Annotated in this window: 12 protein-coding genes; 8 read left to right on the top strand and 4 right to left on the bottom strand. The window is 71.8% G+C overall.

The window, feature by feature from the left end; translation table 11 throughout:
• Window positions 1-87: 87 nt before the first annotated feature.
• Together rimM and rpsP are read right to left on the bottom strand one after the other, a co-directional pair.
• On the bottom strand, window positions 88-621 hold the full coding sequence (gene rimM, locus EIM47_RS07850; RefSeq protein WP_050992169.1) for a ribosome maturation factor RimM: 534 nt from the start codon (window positions 619-621) through the stop codon (window positions 88-90).
• A 37-nt stretch (window positions 622-658) separates the two neighbouring features.
• Window positions 659-925 carry a 30S ribosomal protein S16 gene (gene rpsP / locus EIM47_RS07845; RefSeq protein ID WP_028915405.1) on the bottom strand — a complete coding sequence of 89 codons (267 nt, stop codon included), beginning with the start codon at window positions 923-925 and terminating at the stop codon, window positions 659-661.
• 357 nt (window positions 926-1282) lie between these two features.
• Between rpsP and EIM47_RS07840 the strand changes: the two genes are divergently transcribed.
• From EIM47_RS07840 to EIM47_RS07830, 3 genes are read left to right on the top strand one after another with little or no spacing between them, the layout of a single operon-like run.
• Window positions 1283-2503: an efflux RND transporter periplasmic adaptor subunit gene (locus tag EIM47_RS07840; protein WP_125076604.1), complete on the top strand. Its 1221-nt coding sequence runs from the start codon at window positions 1283-1285 to the stop codon at window positions 2501-2503.
• A complete protein-coding gene (locus tag EIM47_RS07835) occupies window positions 2500-5595 on the top strand; it encodes a multidrug efflux RND transporter permease subunit (protein WP_028915403.1) in 3096 nt (1031 codons plus the stop codon). Before EIM47_RS07840 ends, EIM47_RS07835 begins: the two co-directional genes overlap by 4 nt.
• 1 nt (window position 5596) lies before the next feature.
• Window positions 5597-8701 (top strand): efflux RND transporter permease subunit, encoded by a 3105-nt coding sequence (locus tag EIM47_RS07830; protein ID WP_125076603.1) that lies wholly within the window; start codon window positions 5597-5599, stop codon window positions 8699-8701.
• 278 nt (window positions 8702-8979) lie between these two features.
• Here the strand turns inward: EIM47_RS07830 and EIM47_RS07825 are convergent, their stop codons facing one another.
• The gene (locus tag EIM47_RS07825; protein WP_240626188.1) at window positions 8980-9807 is read right to left on the bottom strand and encodes an aminotransferase class IV; all 828 of its coding nucleotides are present in this window, start codon (window positions 9805-9807) and stop codon (window positions 8980-8982) included.
• 70 nt (window positions 9808-9877) lie between these two features.
• Window positions 9878-11248, bottom strand: coding sequence for a signal recognition particle protein (gene ffh, locus EIM47_RS07820; RefSeq protein WP_028915400.1), 1371 nt, complete (start codon window positions 11246-11248; stop codon window positions 9878-9880).
• Between the two features lie 170 nt (window positions 11249-11418).
• Here ffh and EIM47_RS07815 point away from each other — a divergent pair, with 170 nt between their 5' ends.
• From EIM47_RS07815 to ccsA, 5 genes are all read left to right on the top strand, one after another.
• Window positions 11419-11868, top strand: coding sequence for a MarR family transcriptional regulator (locus tag EIM47_RS07815; RefSeq protein WP_019398721.1), 450 nt, complete (start codon window positions 11419-11421; stop codon window positions 11866-11868).
• Window positions 11869-11871: 3 nt separating this feature from the next.
• Window positions 11872-13350 carry an efflux transporter outer membrane subunit gene (locus tag EIM47_RS07810; RefSeq protein WP_125076601.1) on the top strand — a complete coding sequence of 493 codons (1479 nt, stop codon included), beginning with the start codon at window positions 11872-11874 and terminating at the stop codon, window positions 13348-13350.
• Between the two features lie 13 nt (window positions 13351-13363).
• Complete coding sequence (locus EIM47_RS07805) at window positions 13364-14554, top strand: efflux RND transporter periplasmic adaptor subunit (RefSeq protein ID WP_125076600.1); 1191 nt, start codon at window positions 13364-13366, stop codon at window positions 14552-14554.
• 15 nt (window positions 14555-14569) lie between these two features.
• Window positions 14570-16156, top strand: a complete 1587-nt coding sequence (locus EIM47_RS07800) for a DHA2 family efflux MFS transporter permease subunit (RefSeq protein WP_125076599.1) — start codon at window positions 14570-14572, stop codon at window positions 16154-16156.
• A gap of 203 nt (window positions 16157-16359) precedes the next feature.
• Window positions 16360-17151 (top strand): cytochrome c biogenesis protein CcsA, encoded by a 792-nt coding sequence (ccsA, locus tag EIM47_RS07795; protein WP_125076598.1) that lies wholly within the window; start codon window positions 16360-16362, stop codon window positions 17149-17151.
• The last annotated feature ends 5 nt before the right edge of the window (window positions 17152-17156 follow it).

Here is a 17156-nt window from a genome sequence, read left to right as displayed (position 1 = left end):
GCGGGAGGCGCTGGCAACCCAGTTCGGCTGGCAATCCGAGCTTATCGCTCTTTCAAATCACCAATTACCAATCACGAATCACGGCCCCTAGAAATCGGGATCCCAGTCGACCGTGATGGTGGCGGTGTCGAAATCCACCGAGGTGACGTAGTCGGGCCGGACGAAGGGGATCATGCGCTCGCGTTCGCCGCGCACCACCAGCACGTCGTTGGCGCCGGTGGACAGCAGGTGCGAAACCTCGCCCAGGGCCACGCCGTCGACGGTGACCACCTTCAGCCCTTCCAGGTCGACCCAGTAGTACTCGCCGGGTGCCGGCGGCGGCAGCGCCTCGCGCGGGACCAGGATCTCGGTGCCGCGCAGGGCCTCGGCGGCATCGCGGTCGTCGCAGCCGGGCAGGGTCGCCACTACGTGCTTGCCGGTGTCGCGCCCCCTGGCCCCGCGCAGCTCGCGCTCGGCGCCGTTGGCCGAACGCAGGATCCAGGGCTGGTAGCGGAAGATCTGCGCGCGCGGCTCGGTCCAGGACTCGAGCCTGACGTCGCCGCGCACGCCGAAGGCGCCCGTCACCCGGCCCAGCAGAATCAGCTTCCGCGGTGCTGGAGTGGGACGCCCTGCGTCGTTCATGTCAGGTACCGGCCGCCGCCAGGGGCGGCCGTCGCCATCAGGCGGCCTGGGCCTGGCTCTGGGCCTTGACCACTTCCTTGTACAGGCTGCGGACCTTGTCCGTCAGCTGCGCGCCGTTGCCCACCCAGTAGTCGACGCGGGCGATGTCCAGCACAACGCGCTGCTCGTTGCCCTGGGCAACGGGGTTGTAGTAGCCGACGCGCTCGATGTTGCGGCCGTCGCGGGCGCTGCGCGAGTCGGTGACGACGATGTGGTAGAACGGGCGCTTCTTGGCGCCGCCGCGGGTGAGACGGATCTTGACCATGTGTTTTTCGTGTTGCCCAGTCGCCAGGATGACGAGGTAAGCCGGCGATTCTAGCCGAACACCGCCGCCAGGGAAACCACCCCGCCCCGCCCGGCCGCCTTGCCGGCCACCCCGCCCGGCCGCGACCCGCACCGCTGCGGGCTCCTGCCCCCGCTTCGCGGGCGCGCGATCCCTGGTGAATTACGCGCAGCATGACCAAAGTCATGCAACCGCGGCAAACCGCTCCCGTACCATCACCGGGCAGGCGTCGCGCCGGGCGCACAGCCCGGCCAGGGAAAGCGGCGCCGCGACCCCAGGCCTTGCCCCGTACACCTCCCCCACGGTGGGCCCTGCGCCCGCCGCCCTGATGGACTACCGATGAAAAAGCTGCCCCGCCTCCTCAAAGCGCTCCTGGTCCTCGGCCTGGTGCTGGCCCTGGTCCTGCTGTGGCGGGGCTGCTCCGGGAAGGAGGACGCGCCTCCGGGCGGCGGTCGCGGCGGCTGGGGCGAGCGCCCGCCGACCCCGGTGCGCGTGGCCACCGCCGAGCGCGGCCCGCTGGACCTGGAGATCAAGGCGCTGGGCACCGTTACCCCGCTGCGCACGGTGACCGTGCGCCCGCGGGTCGAGGGCGAGCTGCTGCGCATCGCCTTCGACGAGGGCCAGCAGGTCCGCGCCGGCCAGCTGCTGGCCGAGATCGACCCGGCCCCGTTCCAGGTGCGCCTGGCCCAGGCCGAGGGCGCGCAGAAGCAGAACCTGGCCGAGCTGGAGAACACCCGCATCCAGTTGCAGCGCTTCCGCGACCTGGCCGGCGCCAACTACGTCTCCGCCCAGGAAGTGGCCGACCTGCAGGCGCGCGTGCGCCAGTTCGAGGGCCGCCGCGAGAGCGACCAGGCCGCGGTGGACGAGGCCCGCCTGCAGCTGCAGTACACCCGCATCACCGCGCCGATCGACGGCCGCATCGGCCTGCGCACGGTGGACGTGGGCAACCTGGTGCGCGCCGGCGACGAGGGCGGGATCGCCACCATCACCCAGACCCGTCCGATCAGCGTGGTGTTCGCCCTGCCCGAAGGCGTGCTGCCCTCGGTGCAGGCGGCGGTGCGCGGGGGCCAGGCGCTGGCGGTGCAGGCCTGGGACCGCGACGAGCGCCAGCCGCTGGCCAGCGGCACCCTGTCCAGCCTGGACAACCGCATCGACGTGCAGACCGGCACCCTGCGCCTGCGCGCCCTGTTCGAGAACGCGGACGAGTCGCTGTTCCCCAACCAGTCGGTCAACGTGCGCCTGCGCCTGGGCAGCGCGGACGTGGTCTCGATCCCCGATGCGGCGGTGCAGTTCGGCAACCGCGGCACCTACGTGTACGTGGTGGGCGAGGACGACACCGCCAGCGTGCGCGAGGTGAAGCTGGGCGCCAGCCACGAGGGCCGGGTGGCCGTGCTCGAGGGCCTGGCGGACGGCGAGCGCGTGGTGCTCGAGGGCCTGGACCGCCTGCGCGAGGGCGGCAAGGTGCAGGTGGTCGACGCCGACGGCGTGCCGGTCGCGGCCGACGCCGGCAGGCCCGTCGACGCCGCGGCTGGTGGCAGCAAGGCGGCCGCCGCGCGATGAACCTGTCCCGCCCGTTCATCCTGCGCCCGGTGGCGACCTCGCTGCTGATGCTGGCGCTGCTGCTGTCGGGCCTGTTCGCCTACCGCCTGCTGCCGGTCTCGGCGCTGCCCCAGGTCGACTACCCGATCATCCAGGTGCTCACCCTGTACCCGGGCGCCAGCCCGGCGGTGACCACCAGCGCGGTGACCGCGCCGCTGGAACGGCGCCTGGGCCAGATCCCGGGGCTGAACCAGATGACCTCCACCAGCTCCGGCGGGGCCTCGGTGATCACCCTGCAGTTCTCGCTGGAGGTGGACCTGGGGGTGGCCGAGCAGGAGGTGCAGGCCGCGATCAATGCCGCCTCCAACTTCCTGCCCAACGACCTGCCGATGCCGCCGGTGTACCGCAAGGTCAACCCGGCCGACACCCCGATCCTGACCCTGGCGGTGACCTCGCCTTCGATGGCCCTGCCCGAGGTCTACGACCTGGTCGACACGCGCATGGCCCAGCGCCTGTCGCAGCTGCCGGGCGTGGGCCTGGTGAGCCTGGCCGGCGGGCAGCGCCCTGCCGTGCGCATCCAGGTCAACCCGCAGGCGCTGGCCGCCGCGGGCCTGGGCATGGGCGACATCCGCCGCGCGATCGGCGCGGCCAACGTGAACATGCCCAAGGGCAGCTTCGACGGCCCCACCCGCGCCACCATGCTCGACGCCAACGACCAGATGCGTTCGGCCGAGGAGTACCGGCAGCTGGTGCTGGCCTGGAACGACGGCGCGCCGCTGCGCCTGGGCGACGTCGCCACCGTGGAGAAGGGGCCGGAGAACAGCCAGCTCGCCGCCTGGTCGGGCAAGGCCCCGGCGATCCTGGTCAACATCCAGCGCCAGCCCGGCGCCAACGTGATCGAGGTGGTGGACCGGATCCACGCCCTGCTGCCGCAGCTGCGCGCCTCGATGCCGGCGGCGGTGGACGTGGCCGTGCTCAGCGACCGCACCGAGTCGATCCGCGCCTCGATCAAGGGCGTGCAGCACGAGCTGCTGCTGGCGATCGGCCTGGTGGTGCTGGTGACCTTCGTGTTCCTGCGCACGGTGCCGGCCACGATCATTCCCTCGATCGCGGTGCCGCTGTCGCTGGTGGCCACCTTCGGGGTGATGCTGCTGGCGGGGTTCTCGCTCAACAACCTGACCCTGATGGCGCTGACCATCGCCACCGGCTTCGTGGTCGACGACGCGATCGTGATGCTGGAGAACATCGCCCGGCGCATGGAGGACGGCGAAGGCCCGATGGAGGCCGCGCTCAACGGCGCGCGCCAGATCGGCTTCACCCTGGTCTCGCTGACGGTGTCGCTGGTCGCCGTGCTGATCCCGCTGCTGTTCATGGGCGACGTGGTCGGCAAGCTGTTCCACGAGTTCGCGATCACCCTGGCGGTAGCCATCGGCATCTCGCTGGTGGTCTCGCTGACCCTGACTCCGATGCTGTGCGCGCGCTTCCTCAAGGCCGGGCACGGCCATGGCGAGGCCGGCGCCGACGGCGCCCAGGGCGACATGTTCGACCGCGTGGTGGCGCTGTACGACCGCGGCCTGCACTGGGTGCTGGCGCGGCAGCCGCTGATGCTGGGCGCCACCGCGGCCACCCTGGCCCTGACCGTCGCGCTGTACATCGCCGTGCCCAAGGGCTTCTTCCCGGTGCAGGACGCCGGCCTGATCCAGGGCATCAGCGAGGCGCCGCAGTCGGTCTCGTTCGAGGCCATGGCGCGCCGCCAGCAGGCGCTGGCCGACGCCATCCTCGCCGATCCGGACGTGGCCACCCTGTCCTCCTTCATCGGCGTGGACGGCAGCAACGCCACGCTCAACAGCGGCCGCTTCCTGATCGAACTCAAGCCGCACGCCGAGCGCAGCGCCGGCGCGCTGGAGATCATCGAGCGGATCAAGCGCCGCGCCGCCGCGGTGCCGGGCATCGACCTGTACCTGCAGCCGGTGCAGGAGCTGAGCATCGAGGACCGGGTCAGCCGCACCCAGTACCAGTTCGCCCTGACCACCCCGGACCTGGACGAGCTGTCGCGCTGGACCGGGGCGATGCTGCAGGCGCTGCGCAAGCACCCGGCCCTGGCCGACGTGGCCAGCGACCTGCAGGACCAGGGCCTGCAGGCCTGGCTGGACATCGACCGCGACGCGGCCGCGCGCCTGGGCGTGTCGGTCTCGGCGATCGCCGACGCGCTGTACGACGCCTTCGGCCAGCGCCAGGTCTCGACCATCTTCACCCACGCCAACCAGTACCGGGTGGTGCTGGAGGCCGATCCGCGCTTCCAGCTGGGACCGGAGGCGATCGGCCGCATCCACGTGGCCACCGCCGACGGCCGGCAGACGCCGCTGTCGGGCCTGGCGCGCGTGGAGACCCGCCCGACCCCGCTGCAGGTCAGCCACCTGGGCCAGTTCCCGGCGGTGACCTTCTCCTTCAACCTGGCGCCGGGCGCCTCGCTGGGCGAGGCGGTGGCGGCGATCGAGCAGGCGCGTGCCGACATCGGCATGCCGGCCAGCGTCGAGCTGCGCCTGCAGGGCGCGGCGCAGGCGTTCCGCAACTCGCTCTCCAGCACCCTGTGGCTGATCCTGGCCGCGGTGCTGGTGATGTACATCGTGCTGGGCGTGCTCTACGAGAGCTTCATCCACCCGGTGACCATCCTCTCCACCCTGCCCTCGGCCACGGTGGGCGCGCTGGCGGCGCTGCTGCTGTCCGGGCGCAGCCTGGACCTGATCGCGGTGATCGGCATCATCCTGCTGATCGGCCTGGTGAAGAAGAACGCGATCATGATGATCGACTTCGCCCTGGAGGCCGAGCGCGAGCAGGGACTGGCGCCGCGCGAGGCGATCCACCGCGCCGCCCTGCTGCGCTTCCGCCCGATCCTGATGACCACCCTGGCGGCGCTGTTCGCGGCCATCCCGATGGTGTTCGCCTCCGGCTCCGGCGCCGAGCTGCGCCAGCCGCTGGGCCTGGTGATGGTCGGCGGCCTGCTGGTGAGCCAGGTGCTGACCCTGTTCACCACCCCGGTGGTGTACCTGTTCTTCGACCGCCTCTCGCGCCGCCGCGAGGCGGCGGCCGAAGGCGCCGGCGCGGCGGCCTGACATGCACGAAGGCGCCTCGCCCAACCTGTCGCGGGTGTTCATCGAGCGCCCGGTCGCCACCGTGCTGCTGGCGGTGGCGGTGGTGCTGTGCGGCCTGCTGGCCCTGCGCCAGCTGCCGGTGGCGCCGCTGCCGCAGGTCGACTACCCCGCGATCCAGGTCAGCGCCAGCATGCCCGGCGCCAGCCCCGAGTCGATGGCGGCCACCGTGGCCACCCCGCTGGAGCGGGCGCTGGGCAGCATCCCCGGGATCACCCGCATCACCTCCAGCAGCAACCAGGGCAGCACCCGCGTCGACCTGCAGTTCTCGCTGGACCGCGACATCGACGAGGCCGCGCGCGAGGTCCAGGCCGCGCTCAACGCCGCGCGCGCGCAGCTGCCCTCGGGCATGCCGGGCATGCCGCAGTACCGCAAGATCAATCCGTCGCAGGCGCCGATCATGACCATCGCGCTGAGCTCGGACACGCTCACCCCGGCGCAGGTGTTCGACGTGGCCTCGACCGTGCTGGCGCAGAAGATCGCGCAGGTGCCGGGCGTGGGCGAGGTCGGCGTCGGCGGCGGCTCGCTGCCGGCGGTGCGGGTCTCGCTCAACCCCGGCGCGCTGAACCAGTACGGCATCGCCCTGGAGGACGTGGCCGCGGCGATCCGCAACGCCAACGCCCTGCGCCCGCTGGGCACGGTGGCCCGCGACGACCGCCAGTGGCAGGTCGAGGCCGGGCTGCAGCTGCGCACAGCGGAGGAATACCGCGACCTGGTGGTGGCCTGGCGCGACGGCCGCGCGGTGCACCTGCGCGACGTGGCCCAGGTCGGCGAAGGCACCGAGAACCGCTACGCCTCCGGCTTCCACAACCGCCGCGCGGCGGTGCTGATGATGGTCAACCGCCAGCCGAACGCGAACATCATCCGCACCGTGGACGCGATCCACGGGCAGATGGACACGCTGCGGGCGCTGCTGCCGGCAGGCGTGGACATGAAGGTGGTGATGGACCGCTCGCCGGTGATCCGCGCCACCCTGCGCGAGGCCGAGGCCACCCTGGTGCTGGCGATCGGCCTGGTGGTGCTGGTGGTGCTGGCGTTCCTGGGCAGCTGGCGCGCGGCGCTGGTGCCCTCGCTGGCGATCCCGGTCTCGCTGTTCGGCGCGCTGGCGATCATCTGGCTGGCCGGGTTCTCGCTCAACACGCTGTCGCTGATGGCGCTGATCGTGGCCGCGGTGCTGGTGGTGGACGACGCCATCGTGGTGCTGGAGAACATCTCCCGGCACCTGGCCGCCGGCCTGTCGCCGGTGGCGGCGGCGATGCGCGGCGCCGGCGAGGTCGGCGCCACCCTGCTGTCGATGAACATCGCCCTGGGCGTGGTGTTCGTCTCGATCCTGTTCCTGGACGACTTCGTCGAGAAACTGTTCCGCGAGTTCTCGCTGACCCTGGTGGCGGCGATGGCGGTGTCGGTGGCGGTCTCGCTGAGCTTCACCCCGGCGCTGTGCTCGCGCCTGCTGCGCAGCGCCGGCCCGGACCGGGTGGTGCCGCCGTGGGAGCGGCTGGGCGAGCTGCTGTTCGGCGGCCTGCGCCGGCTGTACCTGCGTTCGCTGGACCGCAGCCTCGCCCGCCTGCCGCTGATGCTTTGCCTGCTGCTGGGCACGGTGGCGCTCAATGCCTACCTGTTCGCCAAGGTGCCCAAGGGCACGGTGCCGCAGCAGGACACCGGCCAGCTGCGCGGCTTCATCCGCGGCGACGACGGCCTCTCGTTCCAGGTGATGCAGCCGAAGATCCAGGCCTACCGCGAGTTCCTGCTGCAGGACCCGGCGATCGCCGACATCGCCGGCTACATCGGCGGCGGCACCGGGGTGAACAACGGCTTCGTGATGATGCAGATGAAGCCGCTGGCCGAGCGCAAGGTCTCCAGCCGCGAGGTGATCGACCGCCTGCGCCGGAACCTGCCCAAGGTGCCCGGCGGCAACCTGTGGTTCTGGGTGGACCAGGACATCCGCATCGGCGGCGGCAACGACGACGGCAACCTGGACCTGCAGCTGCTGGCCGGCGACATCGGGCCGCTGCGCGAGTGGACGCCGAAGGTGCAGGAGGCGCTGGCGGCGCTGCCGCAGCTGGTGGACGTGGACTCCAGCGGCGACGAGGGCATGCGCCAGGTGCGCCTGGAGATCGATCGCGAGGCGGCGGCGCGGCTGGGCGTGGACATGCGCACGGTCGGCACCGTGCTCAACAACTCCTTCAGCCAGCGCCAGGTGGCCACGCTTTACGACAGCCTCAACCAGTACCGGGTGGTGATGGAGCTGGATCCGCGCTACACCACCTCGCCGGAGACGCTGGACCAGGTGTACGTGATCGCCGCCGGCGGCCACCGCGTGCCGCTTTCGGCGATCGCCAGCTGGGGCTACGGCATGGCCCCGGACCGGATCCAGCACCATTCGCAGTTCGTCTCCACCCGGATCAGCTTCGCCCTCGCCCCGGGCGTCACCCTGGGCGAGGCCACCGCGGCGATCGAGGACGCGATGGCGAAGATCATGCTGCCCACCGAGGTCCAGGCCCGGCTCGGCGACGAGGCCGGCAGCCTGCAGGACCTGCGCAACCGCCAGGCGTGGCTGATCCTGGGCGCGGTGCTGGCGGTATACCTGGTGCTGGGCGTGCTGTACGAGAGCCTGGTGCAGCCGCTGGCGATCCTGTCGATCCTGCCTTCGGCCGGGATCGGCGCGCTGGTCGCGCTGCTGCTGTTCGACGGCGAGCTCAACCTGATCTCGCTGCTGGGCCTGTTCCTGCTGGTGGGCGTGGTGATGAAGAACACCATCCTGATGGTGGACTTCGCGCTGGCGGCGCAGCGCGAGGGCCAGCCGGCGCAGGCGGCGATCCTGGAGGCGGCGAAGCTGCGCTTCCGCCCGATCCTGATGACCAGCGTGGCCGCGCTGCTGGGCATGCTGCCGCTGATGCTGGCCACCGGCGAGGGCTGGGAAATGCGCCGCCCGCTGGGCATCGCCATCGTCGGCGGCCTGCTGGTCAGCCAGGTGCTGACGCTCTACACCACCCCGGCGGTGTTCCTGGCCCTGGACCGGCTGCGCGAGCGGATGGCGGGAAGGACGGGATTGGTGGTTCGGGATTCGTGATTCGGGATCCGTGATTCGGGATTCGGGATTGGCACGAGCGCTTGCTGGTACCGGCCGGGCTGGCGGAAGGGTCGTCGCCCGGATAACCCAAGCGCATCCGGGATCCAGGTGCGATTGCAGGCCCAACCCTGCGCGGCCGCGTCTCCGGGAGTGGGATCCGGATTCGGATTGGTCGTGGTCTGCAAGGCCACCATGGATTCCTGGCGACGCAGCCGCCTACGAATCAGCAGTCACCAATCACCAATCACCAATCCCGAATCACCAACCACCAATCCCCGTCACGCCAACGGCTCCCAGGGGGCATGGGCGGCGGCGGATGCCAGCAAGGCGTCCAGCTCCGGCGACGGCGCGAATTCCACCGTGTCGATGGCGGCGATGCGCTGCACGCCGCTGGCGTTGGCCGCGAACGCGGCGGCGAAGTCGCCGACCTCGCCCAGCGCGACCGGCCGCACCTGCTGCATGCAACCCAGGGTCCCAAGCCCGGCCTGCAGCAGCTGCTCGGCGGTGCCGCGCAGGGCCGGGCCCGCCGGCCAGGTGATGCCCCGCCCGTCCCAGAAGCCGATGTTCCAGACCGTGCCTTCCACCACCCGTGCGTCCGCGCCCGTGCCGTCCACGAACAGCGCATCGTCATAGCCGTCCCGCATGGCCAGGCGCCGGTGCTGGAACAGCGGGAAGGTGGCCACGTGCTTGAGGTGCGGGAACGGACGCACGAAGTCGACGCTGCGCACCCGGATCGCCTTGCCCGATGGCCGTGCCGGCGCGGTGGCGGAGACCAGCACGTCCGCCTGCAGCGCGCGCAGCGGCTGGCGGTGGTCGAAACCGCGCGCGAACACGGCCACGCGCAGGGAGCAGTCGCCGCCTTGTTCCGCCGCGGCCTGGGCCATCCAGGCCCGGACCTGGGCCTCATCAAGCGCAGCGTCGAACAGCTCGGCGTTGCCCTGGCCCAGCCGCGCCAGGTGCAGCTCCATGCCCTGGGCGCGGCCACCACGCACCTGCAACGCGGTGAAGTGGCCGTAGTTCACCTGCGCCAGCGCGCGCAGGCCCTCGGGATCGGAGGCGGCCGGGCGGCCGTTGAGCAGGAAGCTGCCCGAAGGCGGCTGCGTCATCGCGTCCTCCATCGTCCTCGACCGGGCCAGCCGGCCGGCGCCGGGGCCACGTGGCCAGCCCGCGCGTGGATCAGCGGAACGGCATGCGGCCCATGCCGCCCATCATGCCCTGCAGGCCGCGCATCATCCCCTTCATGCCGCCGCGGCCCATCTTCGCCATCATCTTCTCCATCTGCTGGTACTGCTTCAGCAGCTTGTTGACGTCGGCCGGGGTGGTACCCGAACCGCGGGCGATGCGGGCACGGCGCGAGCCGTTGAGCAGGCCCGGGTTGCGCCGCTCCTTGGGGGTCATCGAGCCGATGATGGCGATCATGCGCGGCACCTCGCGGCTCTGCGCCACCTGCTGCTTGAGGTGCTCGGGCACCTGGCCGAGGCCGGGCAGCTTGTCGATCAGGCCAGCGATGCCGCCCATGTTCTGCATCTGCTCCAGCTGGTCGCGCATGTCGTTGAGGTCGAACTTCTTGCCCTTGGCGACCTTGGCGGCCAGTTTGGCGGCCTTCTCCTGGTCGACGGTCTGCTCGACCTGCTCCACCAGCGACAGCACGTCGCCCATGTCGAGGATGCGCGCGGCGACGCGGTCGGGGTGGAACACGTCCAGGCCGTCGACCTTCTCGCCGGTGCCGACGAACTTGATCGGCTTGCCGGTGATGTAGCGCACGGAGAGCGCCGCGCCGCCGCGGGCATCGCCGTCGGTCTTGGTCAGGACCACGCCGGTCAGCGGCAGGGCGTCGGAGAACGCCTTGGCGGTGTTGGCCGCGTCCTGGCCGGTCATGGCGTCGACCACGAACAGGGTCTCGGCCGGGTTGACCGCGGCGTGCAGGGCCTTGATCTCGGCCATCATCGCCTCGTCGATGGCGAGGCGGCCGGCGGTATCGACGATCAGCACGTCGACGAAGGATTTCTTCGCGTCCGCGATCGCGGCGCGGACGATGTCCTCCGGCTTCTGCCCGGCGTCGGACGGGAAGAACAGCACGCCGGTCTGTTCGGCCAGGGTCTTCAGCTGCTCGATCGCGGCCGGACGGTAGACGTCGGCGCTGACCACCATCACCTTCTTCTTGCGCCTTTCCTTCAGGTGCCTGGCCAGCTTGCCGACGGTGGTGGTCTTGCCGGCGCCCTGCAGGCCGGCCATCAGGAACACCGCCGGGGCCGGGACGTTGAGATTCAGGTCGGTCGCGGCCGAGCCCATCACCGCGGTCAGCTCGTCGCGCACCACCTTGATCAGGGCCTGGCCCGGGGTCAGCGACTTGAGCACCTCCTGGCCAACCGCGCGCACCTTGATGCGCTGGATCAGGGCCTGGACCACCGGCAGGGCGACGTCGGCCTCCAGCAGGGCGATGCGCACCTCGCGCACGGCCTCGCTGATGTTGGACTCGGTCAGCCGGCCGCGGCCGCGCAGGCGCTCGAGGGTGCCGGACAGGCGCTGGGTCAGGGATTCGAACATGCAGGCGGACCGGAAGGCGGAAAACGGCCGGCGATTATAGCGGGCGCGGGGCAGTGCCCCCGTCCGTTGCGCCTGCGCACTGTGCCCGGCCGGTTCCGGCCCCGGGCACAGGTTGAACAGGCAATATTTTCGCTTGCAAATATTGCCAAGGCGAGTATCCTCCCGCCCCCATGTCTTCGCCCCCCGTCTGCTCCGGCTCCAGCCTCGGCCTGCTCGTGCGCCAGGTCCGCGACGCCATGCGCGCGCGCTGGCAGCACGAGCTGGTCAAGGTCGGCCACGACCTCACCTTCAGCCAGTTCCTGATCATCAAGAAGCTGTCCGAGGGCGTGGCCAACGCCACCGAGCTGGCGCGCATCGCCGAACTGACCCCGGGCGCCATGACCCGCCTGCTGGACAGGCTCGAGGCCCGCGGCCTGATCGTGCGCGGCGCCGATCCGGGCGACCGCCGCGCGCTCAACATCCGCCTGACCGAAGGCGGCAAGCAGATCGCGCGCGACATCGCCCAGTGCGGCGAGCGGGTCAGCGAGGCCGCCTTCGCCGGCCTGGACGAAGCCCAGCGCGCGCAGTTCGTGCGCCTGCTGGAGCAGGTCCGCGACAACCTTTCCATTCCGGAAACCTGACCGATGCCTGCCCTCCCCCACCCCGGCCGCCGCCTGGCGGCCATCGGTACCCTGTCCCTTGCGCTCGCGCTGGCCGGCTGCGCCAGCACCGGCGGGCTGGAGCCGGCCGCGCAGTTGCGCGATGCCGACACCCATGCCGTCGCGCGCAGCCTGGACGGCGCGCCCACCAGCCCGGCCGCGTTCCCGCGCCAGGACTGGTGGCGCGCCTTCGGCGACCCGCAGCTGGACGCGCTGGTCGCCGAGGCCCTCGACGGCAGCCCCTCGCTGGTGGCCGCCGACGCCCGCCTGCGCAAGGCCCGCGCCCAGGCCGGCCTCGCTTCCGCCGCGCGCAAGCCGACCGTGGCCGGCAGCGCGCAGTACGCGGTGGCCCAGCTGCCCGAGGGCCTGGCCGGCGAGGAGCTGGGCGGCCAGCTGATGCACAACGCGGTGCTGATGCTCAACTTCGACTGGCCGCTGGACGTGTGGGGCGGCAGGCGCGCCGACTACGAGGCCGCGCTGGGCGAGGCCCGCGCCAGCCAGATCGAGGCCCAGGCCGCACGCCTGTCCCTGGCCGCGAACGTGGCGCGCAGCTACATCGCCCTGGCCCAGGCCCACGAGGCGCACGACATCGCCCTGCGCGAGCAGCAGCGCAGCGAGCGCCTGCTGCAGCTGGGCCGCCAGCGCGTGGACGCCGGCATCGACGGCGCGCTGTCGCTGCGCAACGCCGAGACCGCCATCGCCACGGCCAAGGCCCAGGTGGAGGCGGCGCAGCAGCAGATCGACGCCCTGCGCACTGCCCTGGCCGCGCTGCTGGGCCAGGGCCCGGACCGCGGCCTGGACATCGCCCGCCCACGCCTGCTGCAGGCTCCCGCGCCGGCGCTGCCGGGGGTGCTGCCGAGCGAACTGCTGGGCCACCGCCCCGATGTGGTCGCCGCGCGCTGGCGGGTCGAGGCCGCGGCGCAGGGCATCAAGTCGGCCAAGGCCACCTTCAGGCCCAGCATCGACCTCAGCGGCCTGGTCGGCCTGGCCGCCACCGACTTCGCCGACCTGTTCGACGGCGACGCCGTGCTCGGGCTCGGCGGCCCGGCAATCAGCCTGCCGATCTTCGACGCCGGCGCGCGCCGCAACCGGCTGGATGCGCGCAATGCCGACTACGACCTGGCCGTGGCCCGCTACAACCAGGGCGTGGTCGATGCCCTGCACGAGGTGACCGACGCAGTCCAGGCGATCCGCTCGCTGGACGCGCAGGAACGCTCGCTGCAGGAGGCGCGCGCCTCCGCCGAGGCCGCGCTGCAGCTGGCCGAGGCCCGCTACCACGCCGGCATCGGCAGCCAGCTCGAGGTGCTGTCCGCGCAGCGTCCGCTGCTGCAGGTCGAGCAGCAGCTGGCGGCGCTGCGCGCGCAGCGCTACCTGGCCGCGGTCGACCTCGACCGCGCGCTTGGCGGCGGCCTGTCCTTCGACGCGCCCGCTACCGCATCCACCGCCTCCGAGCCGAACTCCTGAGCCCCCCACGCCCATGACCACCGAAACCAATCCGCAAGTGACCGCGCCGGCCGCGCCCGCCAGCAATGGCAAGCGCCAGCGCGCCCTGAAGATCCTGCTGCTGGTCGTGGTCCTGGCCGGCGCCGCCTGGCTGGCCTGGTACCTGCTGTACGCCCGCTGGCACGAGGACACCGACGACGCCTACGCCCAGGGCAACGTGGTGAGCGTGGTGCCGCAGACCGCCGGCACCGTGGTCGGCATCCAGGCCGACGACGGCGACCGGGTCGAGGCCGGCCAGGTGCTGGTGCAGCTGGACCCGAACGACGCCCAGGTCGCCTACGACCAGGCCGTGGCCAACCTGGCCGCGACCGTGCGCCAGGTGCGCGGTTACTTCGGCAGCGCCGACGCTGCCCAGGCCGAACTGCGCGCGCGCCAGGTCGCGGTCGAGCAGGCACGCGCCGACGTGAAGCGCCGCGAGGGCCTGGTCGCCAGCGGCGCGATCTCGCGCGAGGAACTGGCCCACGCCCGCGACGTGCTCGCCGCCGCCGAGGCCGCGCTGGGCACCGCCCGGGGCAACCTGCAGCGCAGCCGCGCCCTGGTCGATGCCACCACCGTGCAGGAGCAGCCGCAGGTGCAGGCCGCCGCCTCGCAGCTGCGCCAGGCCTACCTGGGACTGCAGCGCACCGCGATCGTCGCCCCGGTGTCCGGCTACGTGGCCAGGCGCCAGGTGCAGCTGGGCCAGCGCGTGCAGCCCGGCGCCACGCTGATGACCGTGGTGCCGCTGGAGCAGATGTGGGTGGAGGCCAACTTCAAGGAAACCCAGCTGGCGCGCATGCGCATCGGCCAGCCGGTCGAGGTCAGGGCCGACCTGTACGGCGGCAGCGTCCGCTACCAGGGCAAGGTCGCCAGCCTCGGCCTGGGCACCGGCAGCGCGTTCTCCCTGCTGCCGGCGCAAAACGCCTCGGGCAACTGGATCAAGATCGTGCAGCGCGTGCCGGTGCGGATCGAGCTGGACCCGGAGCAGCTGGCCACCCATCCGCTGCGCCTGGGCCTGAGCATGCATGTCGACGTGGACGTGCGCGATGACAGCGGCCAGGTGCTGGCGCAGTCGCGCGGCGAAGGCGAGCCGCGCTTCTCCACCGCCGTCTACCGCAGGCAGCTGGACGAGGCCAACGCGCTGACCACCCGGATCATCGAGCAGAACCTGCCGCGCGCGCACGGCTGACGGACGCCCTCCCCCATGTCCTCCACCGCCGCCACCGCCCCCGGATCCGGCGCCACGCCACGCGCGGCCGCCGCGGCCCAGCCATTCCGTCCGCCCAGCGTGGCCCTGGCCACCCTGGGCCTGGCGCTCGCCTCGTTCATGCAGGTGCTGGACACCACGATCGCCAACGTCTCGCTGCCGACCATCTCCGGCAACCTCGGCGCCAGTGCCAACCAGGCGACCTGGGTGATCACCTCGTTCGCGGTCAGCAACGCCATCGCCCTGCCGCTGACCGGCTTCCTCAGCCGCCGCTTCGGCGAGGTGCGCCTGTTCCAGTGGGCGACCCTGGCCTTCGTCGTCGCCTCCCTGCTGTGCGGCATCTCGCAGAGCATGGGCATGCTGGTGGCATCGCGCGCCCTGCAGGGCTTCGTCTGCGGCCCGATGTACCCGGTGACCCAGGCCCTGCTGCTGTCGATCTATCCACCGGCCAAGCGCGGCCAGGCCATCGCCCTGCTGGCGATGGTCACCGTGGTCGCGCCGATCGCCGGCCCCATCCTCGGCGGCTGGATCACCGACAACTACAGCTGGGAGTGGATCTTCTTCATCAACGTGCCGATCGGCCTGTTCGCGGCCTGGGTGGTGAGCTCGCAGATGAAGGGCCGGCCCGAGCGCACCGAGAAGCCGAAGATGGACTACATCGGCCTGGCCAGCCTGGTGCTGGGCGTGGGCGCGCTGCAGATCATGCTCGACCTGGGCAACGAGAAGGACTGGTTCCAGTCCACCGAGATCGTGGTGCTGACCATCGTCGCGGTGGTCGCACTGGCGGTGTTCGTGATCTGGGAGCTCACCGAGAAGGATCCGATCGTCAACCTGCGCCTGTTCCGCCACCGCAACTTCGCCGCCGGCACGGTGGCGATGGTCACGGCCTACGCCGCGTTCTTCGCCATCGGCCTGATGGTGCCGCTGTGGCTGCAGCGGAACATGGGCTACACCGCGATCTGGGCCGGCTTCGCCACCGCGCCGATCGGCATCCTGCCGGTGCTGCTGACCCCGTTCGTGGGCAAGTACGCCACCCGCTTCGACCTGCGCATGCTGGCCAGCCTCGCCTTCGTGGCGATGGCCACCACCAGCTTCATGCGCGCCGGCTTCAACCTGGACGTGGACTTCCAGCGCGTGGCGATGATCCAGCTGGTGCAGGGCATCGGCGTGGCCCTGTTCTTCATGCCGGTGCTGACCATCCTGCTGTCGGACCTGGAGCCGCACGAGATCGCCGCCGGGTCCGGCCTGGCCACCTTCGTGCGCACCCTGGGCGGCAGCTTCGCCGCCTCGCTGACCACCTGGGCCTGGAACCAGCGCACCACCATCCACCATGCGCGCCTGACCGAGCACCTGCCCGCCAGCGACGAAGGCGTGCGCCAGCTGGCGATCCAGCTGGGCCAGGGCGACCTCACCCGCGGGGCGCTGATGCTCAACCAGGAGATCGGCCAGCAGGCCGCGCAGATCGGCTTCAACGAGATCTTCCACCTGCTTGGCATCATCTTCCTGGCGGTGATCGTGCTGGTGTGGTTCGCGCGGCCGCCGTTCACGGCCAAGGGGCCGCGGCCGGTGGGCGGCGACCACTGAGCGCGCCCGCCGCCGCGGCGGGCGCGCAGCACGGCCACACACAGTGCCGCCCCGGGCACCGCGCCAGGCTGGCATGATGGCCGGCCCATCCCTCCCGCGCCGCCGCCAGCGGTGACGCCGCGACGCTGCCTTGGCGCCCGCCGTGGCGGTCAAGGCAACCCATGGCATTCCGGTTGGCCGCGGCGCTATGCGACACTCACGCGATGACAATCGTTCTCATTGCCGCACTTGCCTACCTGACCGCCGCGGGCCTGCTGTTCCGCGCCATGGGCCAGGGCCGGCCGCAGCCGGGACGCGCCTGGCTGGCCGCGGCGGCACCGGCGGTCCTGCTGCACGCCGCCTACCACCTCCTCGTCGCCTGGCGCACGCCCGGCGGCCCGGACATGCACTTCTTCTCCGCCCTGTCGCTGGTGGGCATGGGCATGGCCGGCATGACCATGCTGGTGGGCGCGCGCGGACGCATGGCCGCGCTGGGCGTGTTCGCCTTCCCGCTGGCGGCGGCGCTGCTGGTCGCCTACCACCTGCACGGGCACACCACCTCGACGGTGCTGGGCTGGCGCCTGCAGCTGCATGCCTGGCTGGCGCTGCTGGCCTACGCCACCCTGGCCATCGCCGCGGTGCTGGCGGTGATGCTGCGCATCCAGGAGCGCGCGTTGCGCCGGCGCACCTTCAGCACCTGGCTGCGCTCGCTGCCGCCGCTGACCGAACTGGAGTCGCTGCTGTTCCGCACGATCGGCGCCGGCTTCGCCCTGCTGAGCCTGACCCTGCTGACCGGCGTACTTTTCGTCGAGGACTTCCTGTCCCAGCACCTGGTGCACAAGAGCGTGCTGAGCATGCTGTCGTGGCTGGTGTTCGGCGGCCTGCTGCTGGGCCGCTGGCGCTACGGCTGGCGCGGCGTGCGCGCGGTGCGCTGGACCCTGACCGCGATGGTGCTCCTGCTGCTGGCCTTCTTCGGCAGCAAGTTCGTGCTGGAACTGGTGCTGGGCAGGCCCTGAACCGC

The sequence above is a fragment of the Pseudoxanthomonas sp. SGT-18 genome (assembly GCF_003931645.1).
Classification (GTDB): Bacteria; Pseudomonadota; Gammaproteobacteria; order Xanthomonadales; family Xanthomonadaceae; genus Pseudoxanthomonas.
The sequence above is the reverse complement of the archived record's forward strand: the minus strand, read 5'-3'. Positions and strand labels throughout refer to the sequence as shown.

Excerpts from the sequence above, each read along its gene's own strand:
- EIM47_RS07830 (WP_125076603.1), top strand. The coding sequence starts at position 5,597 with ATGCACGAAGGCGCCTCGCCCAACCTGTCGCGGGTGTTCATCGAGCGC.
- ccsA (WP_125076598.1), top strand. The coding sequence starts at position 16,360 with ATGACAATCGTTCTCATTGCCGCACTTGCCTACCTGACCGCCGCGGGC.
- rpsP (WP_028915405.1), bottom strand. The coding sequence starts at position 925 with ATGGTCAAGATCCGTCTCACCCGCGGCGGCGCCAAGAAGCGCCCGTTC.
- EIM47_RS07810 (WP_125076601.1), top strand. The coding sequence starts at position 11,872 with ATGCCTGCCCTCCCCCACCCCGGCCGCCGCCTGGCGGCCATCGGTACC.
- EIM47_RS07800 (WP_125076599.1), top strand. The coding sequence starts at position 14,570 with ATGTCCTCCACCGCCGCCACCGCCCCCGGATCCGGCGCCACGCCACGC.
- EIM47_RS07815 (WP_019398721.1), top strand. The coding sequence starts at position 11,419 with ATGTCTTCGCCCCCCGTCTGCTCCGGCTCCAGCCTCGGCCTGCTCGTG.
- EIM47_RS07835 (WP_028915403.1), top strand. The coding sequence starts at position 2,500 with ATGAACCTGTCCCGCCCGTTCATCCTGCGCCCGGTGGCGACCTCGCTG.
- EIM47_RS07825 (WP_240626188.1), bottom strand. The coding sequence starts at position 9,807 with ATGACGCAGCCGCCTTCGGGCAGCTTCCTGCTCAACGGCCGCCCGGCC.
- ffh (WP_028915400.1), bottom strand. The coding sequence starts at position 11,248 with ATGTTCGAATCCCTGACCCAGCGCCTGTCCGGCACCCTCGAGCGCCTG.
- rimM (WP_050992169.1), bottom strand. The coding sequence starts at position 621 with ATGAACGACGCAGGGCGTCCCACTCCAGCACCGCGGAAGCTGATTCTG.
- EIM47_RS07840 (WP_125076604.1), top strand. The coding sequence starts at position 1,283 with ATGAAAAAGCTGCCCCGCCTCCTCAAAGCGCTCCTGGTCCTCGGCCTG.
- EIM47_RS07805 (WP_125076600.1), top strand. The coding sequence starts at position 13,364 with ATGACCACCGAAACCAATCCGCAAGTGACCGCGCCGGCCGCGCCCGCC.